The 12,302-nt window shown below is 72.5% G+C and carries 10 protein-coding genes and 2 pseudogenes; 7 read left to right on the top strand and 5 right to left on the bottom strand.

The window, feature by feature from the left end; genetic code table 11:
* Nucleotides 1-723: 723 nt before the first annotated feature.
* Together CEB94_RS03800 and CEB94_RS03795 are read left to right on the top strand one after the other, a co-directional pair.
* A complete protein-coding gene (locus CEB94_RS03800) occupies nt 724-1,482 on the top strand; it encodes an IclR family transcriptional regulator (protein WP_175430812.1) in 759 nt (252 codons plus the stop codon).
* Nucleotides 1,483-1,580: 98 nt separating this feature from the next.
* Nucleotides 1,581-2,804 carry a PP2C family protein-serine/threonine phosphatase gene (locus tag CEB94_RS03795; protein ID WP_175430811.1) on the top strand — a complete coding sequence of 408 codons (1,224 nt, stop codon included), beginning with the start codon at nt 1,581-1,583 and terminating at the stop codon, nt 2,802-2,804.
* A gap of 22 nt (nt 2,805-2,826) precedes the next feature.
* Here CEB94_RS03795 and paaK read toward each other — a convergent pair whose 3' ends face one another.
* Nucleotides 2,827-4,182 carry a phenylacetate--CoA ligase PaaK gene (gene paaK / locus CEB94_RS03790; RefSeq protein ID WP_175430810.1) on the bottom strand — a complete coding sequence of 452 codons (1,356 nt, stop codon included), beginning with the start codon at nt 4,180-4,182 and terminating at the stop codon, nt 2,827-2,829.
* A 138-nt stretch (nt 4,183-4,320) separates the two neighbouring features.
* Between paaK and paaA the strand changes: the two genes are divergently transcribed.
* The 5 genes and pseudogenes from paaA (at nt 4,321) to paaE (ending at nt 8,058) form a co-directional block, all read left to right on the top strand.
* Nucleotides 4,321-5,307 carry a 1,2-phenylacetyl-CoA epoxidase subunit PaaA gene (gene paaA, locus CEB94_RS03785; RefSeq protein WP_175430809.1) on the top strand — a complete coding sequence of 329 codons (987 nt, stop codon included), beginning with the start codon at nt 4,321-4,323 and terminating at the stop codon, nt 5,305-5,307.
* Nucleotides 5,304-5,597, top strand: a complete 294-nt coding sequence (gene paaB / locus CEB94_RS03780; protein WP_031142175.1) for a 1,2-phenylacetyl-CoA epoxidase subunit PaaB — start codon at nt 5,304-5,306, stop codon at nt 5,595-5,597. The genes paaA and paaB overlap by 4 nt, the downstream gene beginning before the upstream one ends.
* A gap of 10 nt (nt 5,598-5,607) precedes the next feature.
* Nucleotides 5,608-6,435 (top strand): 1,2-phenylacetyl-CoA epoxidase subunit PaaC, encoded by an 828-nt coding sequence (paaC, locus tag CEB94_RS03775; RefSeq protein WP_175430808.1) that lies wholly within the window; start codon nt 5,608-5,610, stop codon nt 6,433-6,435.
* Nucleotides 6,429-6,944 carry a 1,2-phenylacetyl-CoA epoxidase subunit PaaD gene (paaD, locus tag CEB94_RS03770; RefSeq protein WP_175430807.1) on the top strand — a complete coding sequence of 172 codons (516 nt, stop codon included), beginning with the start codon at nt 6,429-6,431 and terminating at the stop codon, nt 6,942-6,944. The genes paaC and paaD overlap by 7 nt, the downstream gene beginning before the upstream one ends.
* Nucleotides 6,944-8,058: pseudogene (gene paaE, locus CEB94_RS03765) on the top strand (1,2-phenylacetyl-CoA epoxidase subunit PaaE). The gene paaD and the pseudogene paaE overlap by 1 nt, the downstream one beginning before the upstream one ends.
* On the opposite strand, the pseudogene CEB94_RS03760 reads toward paaE, so the two are convergent.
* The 4 genes and pseudogenes from CEB94_RS03760 to CEB94_RS03745 form a co-directional block, all read right to left on the bottom strand.
* Nucleotides 7,995-9,226 (bottom strand): annotated as a pseudogene (locus tag CEB94_RS03760) (acyltransferase family protein). The pseudogenes paaE and CEB94_RS03760 sit on opposite strands and share 64 nt — an antisense overlap.
* An 8-nt stretch (nt 9,227-9,234) precedes the next feature.
* On the bottom strand, nt 9,235-9,762 hold the full coding sequence (locus CEB94_RS03755) for a hypothetical protein (RefSeq protein WP_175430806.1): 528 nt from the start codon (nt 9,760-9,762) through the stop codon (nt 9,235-9,237).
* Nucleotides 9,759-10,364 carry an RNA polymerase sigma factor gene (locus CEB94_RS03750; protein ID WP_175430805.1) on the bottom strand — a complete coding sequence of 202 codons (606 nt, stop codon included), beginning with the start codon at nt 10,362-10,364 and terminating at the stop codon, nt 9,759-9,761. Before CEB94_RS03750 ends, CEB94_RS03755 begins: the two co-directional genes overlap by 4 nt.
* A gap of 62 nt (nt 10,365-10,426) precedes the next feature.
* Nucleotides 10,427-12,076, bottom strand: a complete 1,650-nt coding sequence (locus CEB94_RS03745) for a PucR family transcriptional regulator (RefSeq protein ID WP_175430804.1) — start codon at nt 12,074-12,076, stop codon at nt 10,427-10,429.
* Nucleotides 12,077-12,302 lie beyond the last annotated feature (226 nt).

Genomic DNA, 12,302 nt, shown 5'->3' with positions numbered 1-12,302 from the left:
CGGGTACGCGGGGCCTGCGGGCGTCACCAGGGGAAACGAGGCCTCGTGCGGCCGGGCTCGAGGCCCTGCCCCACGGGCGGCGAGAGCCGTGCGTCCCGGGCCGGGAGACGCCCCGGCGCCCGCCACCAGGCCCGACGGCCGGCGATGCACCGAGACGGGGCTGCCCGCCCGGCAGGCACCGGTGGGATGGCTGGCGACGCACCGGGGGCGGGATTTCCTGCCCCGCAGATACCGGTGGGACGGCGGGCCGTGCACCGAGACGGGGCTGCCCGCCCGGCAGGCACCGGTGGGATGGCTGGCGACGCACCGAGGCGGGATTGCCTGCCCCACAGATATCGGTGGGACAGCGGGCCGTGCACCGAGACGGGGGCTGCCCGCCGCCCCGCAGGCACCGGCGGGGCGGGGCGCCACGCGCCGAGACGGGGTTGCCTGCCCTGCAGATACCGGTGCGACGGGGCGCCACGCGCCGAGACGGGCCTGCCCGCCCCGCAGGCACTGGCGCCTCTCCTGCCCGCAGGGGGCGACGCCCACGTATCCCGCGGGCGCACCTACGCGTTCGACGGCCCGCGCGCGAGGCGGTCGCCCGTGTCTGCTCGGCCGCGCGTCCGTGGTCCGGCTCCGACGCTCACAGGGGCCTGGCACGAGGTGGTACGGCAACCGGAACGCGCCGCCCCATCAGGCACCCCCCTTGCCCGGGCCGTACGCCTGGCGCACGCTGTTCGTATGGGTGCGCAAGACGGCCCCACGCTCATCAACTCCGTGCAACGGGCCATGCGGCTGCTGGAGGCGGTGAGCGCGCACGACAACGGCGCGCCGGCCAAACAGCTGGCGCGCGAGACGGGCCTGCCCCTGGCCACGGCCTATCACCTGCTGCGGACCCTGGTGCACGACGGGTACGTGCGAAAGCTGGACGACGGCGGGTTCGTCCTCGGCGACAAACTCCAGACCCTGCAGTCCACGGGGCGTGCGCAGGCGCTGCTCAGCCGCGTCCGGCCCGCCCTCGCCGCGTTGCGGGACGAGCTCGGGAGCGCCGCCTACCTCACCTTCTACGAGGACGGCGAGATCCGGGTCGCCGAGATCGTCGACGGCCCCGGGACCCCGCGCGTCGATCTCTGGGTGGGCTTCGAGGACGCCGGGCACGCCACCGCACTGGGCAAGTCCGTCCTGCGAGAGTTGGACGAGGAGGCCCGCCAGGACTACCTCTCCCGCCACCACCTCGCCGACCTCACCCCGCGCACGATCACCAGCCTCCCGGAACTGCTCCGGCGGCTGGAGACCCCGCCCCTGGCCCCGGCCATCACGGATCTGGAGGAGTACGCCCTCGGCACGGTCTGCGTCGCCGTCCCGGTCTACAGCGGGGACACGCTCGGCTCCCTCGGCGTCTCGCTGCCCTCGAACCGGCTCTCCCGGGTGCCCGAGATCCGCGAGCGGCTGCTCCCGACCGCGAGCCGCGTGACCAGGACCCTCTCGCTCACTATCTGAAAATCCGCTTCTTGCCGTGACCGCGCTCACCCCGTTCCCTGGATGAAACAGACATTTCAGGAACGTGCCCCGTGCACAGGTGAGGACTGCGGACAGACATGAGCCAAGCCCGGAACCATGGCGTCGACCACCGGCCGGTACGGCCGATCGGCAACCGAGTGGCCGGCACCGGGGCTTCGGTCCGCAGGCGCGCCGTCGCGCGGCTGACCGCCGGAACACCCGTCCTGCCCGTCCTCGTCGTCGCCGCCGTCGTGTCCGCCGACCTCGCCGGCGGAGCGGGGATGATCTGGCTGCCCCTGCTCGCGGCCGGGCCCGCCCTGGCGGCCACGACCAACGGACCGCGCGGGGTCTGCTGCGTCGGCTTCCTCGCAGCGGCGCTCGGGGTGACGCTCGGGATACGGGACGGAGTGCCGGGCCGGGAGCTGGCCGCCGTGCTGTCGGCCCTGGTCGCCGTCACCCTCGCGAGCGGCCTGGCCAGCGCCCTGCGCGGGCGCCGGGAACGGGTGCTCGCCGCCGTCCGCTCGGTCGCGGAGACCGCGCAGCACGCGCTGCTCCGGCCCGTGCCGTCGACCGTCGGGCCGTTCCAGGCGGCCGTCCGCTACAGCGCCGCGGCGGCCGAGGCCCGTATCGGCGGTGACCTGTACGCGCTGATACCCACCCCGCACGGGGTGCGGCTGATCGTCGGCGACGTGCGCGGCAAGGGGCTGCCCGCCGTCGGGACCGCCGCGCTGGTGCTCGGTGTCTTCCGCGAGGCCGCCCACGACGAGCCCGATCTGCTCGCCGTGGTCGACAGGATCGAGCGGAGCCTCGCACGCAACCTCGGCCACGACGACTTCGTCACCGCCGTGGTCGCCGGATACCCGCGAGCGGGGCATCTGGAGGTGGTGAACTGCGGGCACGCGCCCCCGCTGCTGGTGAGTGCCTCCGGGAGCATCACCGCGGTGGAACCCGCACACCCGGCCCCGCCCCTCGGGCTGCGCGCCCTCACCGGCCACACCCCCGGGCTCCAGGCGCTCCCCTTCACCGACGGCGACCAGTTGCTGCTCTACACCGACGGGGTCACCGAGGCCCGCGACGGCGGCCGCGCCTTCTACCCCCTCGCCGAAGGCCTGGAGCGGCATGTCTCCCACGAGCCGGCGCACACCCTCGGCGCGCTCCACGACGAACTGCTGGCCCATGTCGGCGGCCGGCTGCACGACGACGCGGCCCTGCTCCTCATCCGCAAGCCGGCCGCAGGTCTCACGGATGCGGAGGCTCCCGAAGCGAGCGACCCCGGCCCGGCCGCCGGCGTCCCGGTGCCCGAGGCGAGGTGCCGCTCGTGACAGCTGCCGCGACCGGCCCGCATCACGCCTCGCGCAGGTCCTTGACCCGGCGGAGTTTGCCGACGGAGCGCTCCAGGGTCTCCGGTTCGACGATCGTCACGTCGGCGGTGATGCCGATGCCGCCCTTGACGGCCTTCGCGATCGTCCCGGCTGCGGCTTCGCGCTGCTCGGGGCCAGCGCCGGGGCGGGTCTCGACGAGGACGGTCATGTGGTCCAGGCGGCCGCGCCGGGTCAGCCGGATCTGGAAGTGCGGGGCGACGCCTGGCGTGCGCAGCACGATCTCCTCGATCTGGCTGGGGAAGACGTTCACCCCGCGCAGGATGATCATGTCGTCGCAGCGCCCGGTGATCTTCTGGATGCGGCGGAACGCGGGCCGGGCCGTGCCGGGCAGCAGCCGGGTCAGATCGCGGGTGCGGTAGCGGACGACCGGCAGGGCCTCCTTGGTCAGGGACGTGAAGACCAGCTCGCCCTCCTCGCCCTCGGGCAGCACCTCACCCGTGACCGGGTCGACGACCTCGGGGTAGAAGTGGTCCTCCCACACGTGCAGTCCGTCCTTGGTCTCCACGCACTCCTGGGCGACACCGGGACCGATCACCTCGGACAGGCCGTATATGTCGACGGCGTGGATGTCCGTCCGCTCCTCGATCTCGCGGCGCATCTCCTCCGTCCACGGCTCGGCACCGAAGATGCCCACCCGCAGACTGCTGCCGCGCGGGTCGATGCCCTGCCGTTCGAACTCGTCGAGCAGGGTGAGCATGTAGGACGGGGTGACCATGACGATCTCGGGCCGGAAGTCCTGGATGATCTGCACCTGGCGCGCGGTCATGCCCCCGGAGGCCGGGATCACCAGGCAGCCGGCGCGCTCCGCGCCGTAGTGCGCGCCGAGCCCGCCGGTGAACAGCCCGTAGCCGTAGGAGATGTGCACCTTGTGACCCGGGCGGCCGCCGGCGGCGCGGATCGAACGGGCGACGAGGCCCGCCCACATCGACAGGTCGTTCTCCGTGTAGCCGACCACCGTGGGGCGGCCGGTGGTGCCGCTGGAGGCGTGCACGCGCCGCACTTGGTCCATGGGCACGGCGAACATGCCGAACGGGTAGGTGTCCCTCAGATCGGCCTTCATGGTGAAGGGGAAACGGGACAGGTCCGCCAGCGAGCGGCAGTCGTCGGGGCAGACCCCGGCCGCGTCGAACTTCTCGCGGTACGCCTCCACGTTGTCGTAGGCGTGTCGCAGGCTCCGGCGCAGGCGGTCGAGCTGGAGCTCCCGCAGCTGCTCGCGCGTCAGGCGCTCCGCGTCGTCGAGCAGATCGTGGGGGAGGGGCTCACCGCGCCGCTGCCCCATCGGCTCCGGCGCCCGGGAGGCCGTCGTCTCGCTGGTCATTCAGGACTCCTTGGGCCTCGTACTGCTGATGCTACGGCTGCGGCCCAGAAAACCTCATGGCCCGACCGAACATCTACCACCGCGCGCGTGCCTGTTCTATGATGAACCGAACGAATGGTCGGTTGGGAAGTGGGACGGATGGATACGACACGCTCCAGCCCCGTGGGGACGGACGGCGCCGAGCCGGAGCTCCAGCAGCACTTCGACGCGACGATCGCGCGGGACCAGCGGATCGAGCCGCGTGACTGGATGCCGGAGGGCTACCGCAAGACGCTGATCCGTCAGATCGCGCAGCACGCGCACTCGGAGATCATCGGCATGCAGCCGGAGGGCGAGTGGATCACCCGCGCCCCGTCGCTGCGCCGCAAGGCCATTCTGTTCGCCAAGGTCCAGGACGAGGCCGGGCACGGGCTGTACCTGTACTCGGCGGCGGAGACGCTGGGCGCCGACCGCGCCGATCTGACCGGGCGGCTGATCGAGGGCCGCCAGAAGTACTCGTCGATCTTCAACTACCCGACGCTGAGCTTCGCGGACGTCGGGGTGATCGGCTGGTTCGTGGACGGCGCCGCGATCTGCAACCAGGTGCCGCTGTGCCGCTCCTCGTACGGGCCGTACGCACGCGCCATGGTGCGGATCTGCAAGGAGGAGTCGTTCCACCAGCGGCAGGGCTACGAGCTGCTGATGACCATGATGCGCGGCACCCCGGAGCAGCGCGAGATGGTGCAGGACGCGGTGAACCGCTGGTGGTGGCCGTCGCTGATGATGTTCGGCCCGCCCGACGACGCCTCGCCCAACTCGGCGCGGTCCATGGCCTGGAAGATCAAGCGGCACAGCAACGACGAACTGCGCCGGCGCTTCGTCGACATGACCGTCCCGCAGGCCGAGAAGCTCGGCGTTACGCTCCCCGACCCGGAGCTGCGCTGGAACGAGGAGCGGGGCCACCACGACTTCGGCACGCCCGACTGGGACGAGCTGATGCGGGTCATCAAGGGCGACGGCCCGTGCAACGACCAGCGGATGCAACGGCGCCGCACGGCTCACGAGGAGGGCTCCTGGGTGCGCGAGGCGGCCACCGCCCACGCGGCCAAGCAGGCGGCCCGCGAGCGGAAGGGAGCGGTGGCATGACCGCCGACAAGCAGGACTGGCCGCTGTACGAGGTGTTCGTGCGCGGCAAGCGCGGGCTGAACCACGTCCACGTGGGCTCGCTGCACGCCGCCGACGACCGCATGGCGCTCACCCACGCCCGCGACCTGTACACCCGGCGCAACGAGGGCGTCTCGATCTGGGTCGTGCGCTCCGAGCACATCGCCGCCTCCACCCGCGACGAGAAGGACCCCTTCTTCGAGCCCAGCGCCGACAAGGTCTACCGGCACCCGACCTTCTACGACATCCCCGACGACGTCCCCCACATCTGAAGGACAGGGCATGAGCGACGACCACGTCTACATGACCCTCGCCGAGGGACACGAGGACGACACCCGCTGGGCCTACGGCACCGGCTTCGAGGACCCCCTGCACGGCGTGGACACCGCCCTACCCGAGGGTGTGGACGCCGGTGAACTGGCCGCCCTCTGCGTGACCTTGGCCGACGACGCCTTGGTCGCCGCCCAGCGGCTCGCCGAGTGGACCACCCGCGCCCCCGAGCTGGAGGAGGAGGTGGCGCTGGCCAACATCGGGCTCGACCTGCTCGGCCAGGCCCGTCTGCTCTACTCCCGCGCGGGCCAGGTCGACGGCACCGGCCGCGGCGAGGACGCCTACGCCTACTTCCGTGACGCCGGCGACTTCCGCAACGTACGCCTGGCCGAACTCCCCAATGGCGACTTCGCGTTCACCATCGTGCGGCTGCTGGTGTTCGCCGGCTGGCGCCTCGCGCACTTCGAGCGGCTCACCGCACACGGAGACCCGGTGCTCGCGGCGATCGCCGCCAAGGGCGTGAAGGAGCTGGCGTACCACCGCCAGTACGCGGCCGAGTGGGCCGTGCGCCTCGGCGACGGCACCGAGGAGTCGCACCGCCGGATGCGCAAGGCGCAGGAACAGGTGGCGCCCTACCTGGGCGAGCTGTTCACGGCGTACGACGTCCGCGACGAGGTCGTCGCCGTCCTGCGCCAGGTCACCGAGGCGGCCGGGCTGCCCATGCCCGTCTACCGCCCGCTGCCCGGCTCGGGCCGCGCAGGCGAGCACACCGAGCATCTCGCCCCGCTGCTGGCCGAGTTGCAGGGTGTGGCCCGCGCCCACCCGGAGGCGTCATGGTGACGGCACTCCCGGACGCGCGACGGGCCCGGCGCATCGCCGAGCAGGTGCCCGACCCCGAACTGCCCATGCTCACGCTGGCCGACCTCGGAGTGCTGCGCGAGGTGTCGCTGACCCCGGAGGGAACGGTGGTCGCGAGCCTGACCCCGACCTACTCGGGCTGCCCGGCGATGGCGGAGATGCGTGCCGGCGTGGCCGCCCGGCTGCGCGAGGCGGGGTACGCGCGCGTGGAGATCCGCACGGTCCTCGACCCGCCGTGGAGCAGTGACTGGATCACGGCGGCCGGCCGGCGCAAGCTCGCCGAGCACGGCATCGCCCCGCCCGGCGCCGCACCGGCGCGCGCCACCGGCCCGGTCCCGCTCGTGCTGTCGCCGGCCCGACGCTCGGTGCCCTGCCCCCGCTGCGGTCACCCCGACACCGAGGAGACCTCCCGCTTCGGCGCCACGTCCTGCAAGTCCCTGTGGCGCTGCCTCGCCTGCCGCGAGCCGTTCGAGTACCTCAAGGAGATCTGATGGAGGACCTGATGGAGCCGGCCCCCGCCCCGGCGGCACGCCCGAGTGCCCGCCGACGTCCGGTCTTCCACCCCCTGCGGGTCGCCGCCGTGCAGCCGCTGTGCGAGGACGCGGCAGCTGTGAGCTTCGACATCCCGGCCGAGCTGGCCGAGGAGTTCACCTTCGCGCCCGGCCAGTCGCTCACCCTGCGCCGTGACATCGACGGCCGGGACGAGCGCCGCTCGTACTCGATCTGCGCACCCGCCGGCACAGCGCCGCGCATCGGCGTCCGGGTCGTGCCGGGCGGCCTGTTCTCCTCCTGGCTGGTGCACGACGTACGCCCCGGCGACACCGTCGAGGTGATGGCACCCACCGGCGCCTTCACGCCCGACCTCACCACCCACGGCCACCACGTCCTGATCGCCGCCGGTTCCGGCATCACGCCCATGGTCTCCATCGCCGAGTCCGTCCTGGCCGCCGACTCCCGCTCGCGCGTCACCCTCCTCTACGGCAACCGCCGCACCGGCACGGTGATGTTCGCCGACGAACTCGCCGACCTGAAGGACCTCTACCCCACGCGGTTCCAGCTCGCCCACGTCCTCTCCCGCGAGCCCCGCGAGGCCGAGGTGCTCTCCGGCCGCCTCGACGCCGAGCGGCTCTCCGCCCTCGTCGACGCGCTGGTCGGCGTGGAGTTTGCCGACCACTGGTGGCTGTGCGGCCCGCACGGCATGGTCCGCGCCGCCCAGCAGGTCCTGACCGGCCTCGGCGTGCCCGCCGACCGCGTCCACCAGGAACTCTTCTACGCCGACGACGAGCCCGTCCGCGAGGTCCACCACACCGAGACGGGCCCCACCGGCCCGGTCAGCCAGGTCACCGTCACCCTCGACGGCCGCTCCACCACGTCCCCCTGTCCCGCGACCGCAGCATCCTCGAAGGCGCCCAGCAGACCCGCCCCGACCTGCCCTTCGCCTGCAAGGGCGGCGTCTGCGGCACCTGCCGCGCCCAGGTCACCGACGGCAAGGCCGACATGCGCCGCAACTTCGCCCTCGAACCGTCCGAGGTCGACGCGGGCTACGTCCTCACGTGCCAGTCGTTCCCGGTGTCCGATGCGTTGACGGTGGACTTCGACACCTGACCACCCGACCGGTACGCCAGCCTGCGACCCCAGGCCTGGCCCGGGACCTCGACGTACCGGTGGGTCAGGACGCACAGCGGCAACAGGAGGGTGAAGAAGGCCACTTCGAGTACGACGTGGTCGTCGCGCCTGCGGCCGACGGTGCCGTCGATCACCGCCAGCAGCACCGGGTGCACGAGATAGACCGAGTAGCTGATCGCTCCCAGACCGGTCAGCAGCCGCGGTACGAGCCGGTGGCGCCGCGACAGTCCGGCAGCGAAGGTGAGCACGGCCAGCAGGAACGCCACGATCCAGCCGCGCCGTGTGAAGTGGTGGCCGTCGCCGTACCGGTAGGCGCTTCCGACGGCACAGACAACCACCAGGGCCGCGGCGACCGCGGCCCGGTGCCAGGTGCTCTGTCCGCGCTCGGCTCGGTGGACCGCGGTACCGAGGAACATGACGGCGAGGATCACCAGGCCCTCCCACAACGGGACCGTGCCGTTGAACGGAACCAGCACGAGCGCCAGCGCTCCGCCCAGCACACCCCCGAACACCCGCAGTGCCGGTGAGGCGGAGCTCGCACAGCACAGAGCGACCGCCATGATGATCGACGCGAACGCGATCAGCGGACCGGTGCCGACCAGCCCGGACAGCGCGGACACCGGCAGCACCGCCCCCGCCACCGCGCTCACCACGGCGAGCACGGCCAGGACTACGGCGACCGACGCGGACCGGTGGTGCAGCCGGACCGTGAAGAGGGCGACGACCAGCAGGTAGAAGCACATCTCGTACGAGAGCGTCCACAGGACGAGCAGGACATTGGGCGTCCCCAGCAGCTCCTGGAGCATGGTGGTGTGGGCGACGGCCACGGCGACAGCGCTCTGCGCGCCGAAGCCGCGCAGCTCCACGAGTCCCAGGAAGTCGACGGCGAGCAGCACCGTGACGACGACCGCCCACAGCGGGTACACCCGGAAGACCCGGCCGATCCAGAACTCCCGCACGCAGCCCCGGCGTTCCAGTGACGCCGGGATGATGTAGCCGCTGACCAGGAAGAACACCATGATGCCGTAGCGGCTGGTGTTGAACTGCGGCATCAACTCCCCCGGAAGTCCGGCATGAAGGTGTGGGACGAGTGGTCGAAGACCACGACGAGTGCGGCGAGGCCGCGTAACGCGTCGAGCCAGCCCAGCCGCCGGTTCACCGGTCGCAGGGCTTGACCTCGTAGTGCTCGATCTCGTCCTTGGACACCGGCTCGCCCCAGGAGTTGTCGATCACCAGCGTGCTGCCCCGGCGCAGGGTGACCGGCCAGCTGCGAATGGGGTCGCCCGCATGAGTGAGAACCATGACCCGGGGGACGCCCCACGAGCCGCACACGTCCTCGGGAGCGACCACGTTCACCTTGATGCCCCACGGGCGCACGCGCTCGGCCAGCGCCAGCTGGGCGTCAATGCCGAAGCTCGGGTCCTTGACGGTGAGTTCGACACTGCCGTCGTCGTGGCGCTCCACCGCGAACGCGCTGGAGTCGGCGGGCGAGCCGGGCACCACCACCGTGGCGGCCCACGCCGCAGCACAGGCCACCACCAGCACGGCGGTCCGACGCGGGGCGAACCGGCGCACGGAGGCCGTCGCCCTGCCCGTGTCCGCTCCGGGCCCGGCCCCGCGCAGCTCGATCTCCTTCTTCAGCTCACCGAGCAGCCGGTCCTCGAACGTCGTCCTCGTGCTCATGCTTCCCCCCTCGCCACGTACACCAGCGATGCCTCCGCCGCCTGTGCGGTCCCGCACTCCGTCTCCTCGCGCAGTGCCTTGCGCGCCCGGTGCAGCCGAACCCGGGCCGTGACCTGGCGGATGCCCAGTGCCGCCGCCGCCTCGGTGACCGTGAGCTGGTCCACCGCGATCAGTTCCATGACGGCCCGCTCGCCCTCGGGGAGCCGCTCCAGCGCGGCCAGCACCCGCCGCCCGGGGCTCTCCGCGTCGAGCTTGTCCTCGATGCGGGCGATGTCGTCGGGCTCCAGCAACCGCCGCCCGGAGATGCGCAGATCACGCTCGGTCTCCCGGGCGACCCGGCGGCGCTCCGACGACACGACGTTGCGCGCGATGCCGTACAGCCAGGCCGTCTCGCTGCCGAGGTGCGGGCGGTAGGTGGGGGCCGAGTCGAGGACCGCGAGGAAGATCTCGGCCGTCAGGTCGGCGGCCGTGTGCGGATCGTCCACCCGGCGGGCCACGAAACGCAGCACCGCGTCGACGTGACGCCGGTAGAACTCCTCGAAGGGCCCCGGATCACCGACTGCCGCAGCGGGCCCACTCCGTAACCGTTCCGCGTCGTCCACCGATGTCCCCTTCTCCTCGACAGGTGCCTGTCACTTGTTCTTGGAACGGGACGCGCAAAGCGTTACAGGGGGTGCGGCCCCCGGTCGGCGCGCAGCACCCGCAACGCCGTGAGGGCCACATGGAGTTCGGTGCGGCGCTCGCCGGATTCCAGGTCGGTGTCGAGGAGGCGTTCGATGGTGCGCAGGCGCTGGTACATGGTCTCCCTCGACAGACCGCCGCGACGGGCCGCCGTGGTCTTGTTGCCGGCGGCGTCGAGGTAGTGGCCCAGGGTCGTCAGCAGGTCGGTGCCGTGCCGGGTGTCGTGGTCGATGAGCCGGCCCAGCCGGCGTTCGGTGTAGTCCTGGATCCGGGTGTCCTCGCGCAGCGCGTACAGCAGCCGGCGCAGGTCGATGTCCGGCAGCTCGTGGAAGGAACGGTCCTCGGGGAGGTCCTGGCCGGGCGGGGTGGCCTCTATGACCCGGGCCGCCTCCCGGAACGAGCGTGCGGTGTCGGCGAGATCCGCCACCTCCGAGCCGACTCCGACGATCGCCTGCGGCGCCACGGCCAGCGCGGTGCGGCTCAGCCGTTCGGCCACGGGCCGCCAGGGCTGGGCGGGGCGCAGGGCCAGCAGGACGCCGAGGCGGCCGGGGGACAGTTCGCCGACGAGGGCCGGGATCCCGGCCGACCTCAGCTCCCGGTGCAGCCGGGTCTCCGGCTCGGCGCCCTCCCCGCCGGGGCCCGGGTCCACGAGGATCGCCAGGAAGACACCGGCCTCCGTGGGCAGGCCCAGCGCGGCGCAGCGGGCGCGGACGTCCTCGGCGGAGTGGTGGCGCTGCTCCGCCAGCTCCCGCAGGACCGTGCGGTGGGCCGTGTGCTCCCACGGCGTGGAGTGGATGAGCCGGGCCACGGTCAGGGCCATGGCCGTCCGCTCCAGGACGGTGGTGTGCTCCGGCCCGAAAGCCGGCCCGTCCGCGGGCAGCATGGCCAGACGCCCCCAGCGTTCGCCCTGGTAGGAGACGGGCGCGGTGAGCCAGCCCTCCGGGCCGGCCACCTCGGTGTGGTAGCCGGGCTCGGCCGCCCGGGAGCGCCGCTCCCAGTCCCCGAGCGCCTCCTCCACCGTGCTCCCCGAGGGCTCGCAGATCAGTGCCTGGTGCACCAGGTTCTCCAGGACGACCGTGCGGCCGCTCATCTCCGCCGCCGCGCGCACCACGTCCTCCGGCCCCGCGCCGCGCAACGTCAGAGCCGTGAACGCCTCGTGGATCCGCTGGGTCCGCCGCATCGCGTCGGCCTGGTTGCCCAGGATCAGCGCGTGCACGACCTGCGTCACCTCCAGGAAGTTGACGTCCCGGGCGAGGGTGACCAGGGGGAGCCCCCGTGCCCTGCACGCCTGCACGAGGGCATCGGGCGGCCGGTGATAGCGGCGTACGAGTTCGATGACCAGGGCGGCCGCTCCCACCTCGGTCAGTTCGTCGACGTAACGGCGGACACCCGCGGCGTCCTCGGGCAGGGGCATGCCCGTGGTCAGGACCAGTTCGCCGCCCTTGAGGAAGGAGGCCGGGTCCGTCAGCTCGGTGATGTGCACCCAGCGCACCGGCCGGTCCAGCGCGGTCAGCCCCGTGACGACCTGGGGCTGTCCGGCGGCCAGGACCGGCAGGGCGAGGACGTCGGCGAGGGTGGGTGCGCGACCGGCCGGGGCGAGGTCCCGGCCGAATGTCGGGGGGTGATCTTCCACAGTGCCTCCCTGCGTGCCCGGTCACTCTGACAAGCGGGGCTGACCTGCGCAAGAGCTGTCCACGGGCGGGGCAGGCGGTGCCTGGGAGGTTCGGTGGCTGACACAACGTCCGAACAACGGGTTCCGGCTGGACAGATCAGGCGTTGTGGCGTTGCGCGGCGGCTTGGATGCTCGGACACCGGAGCTGAGCCAAGCAACCAGACCTCGTCGTACGGCCGGGAGACAC

The organism is Streptomyces hawaiiensis (assembly GCF_004803895.1).
In the GTDB taxonomy this organism is placed as follows: domain Bacteria; phylum Actinomycetota; class Actinomycetes; order Streptomycetales; family Streptomycetaceae; genus Streptomyces; species Streptomyces hawaiiensis.
This window is presented reverse-complemented; position numbering and strand designations above follow the sequence as displayed.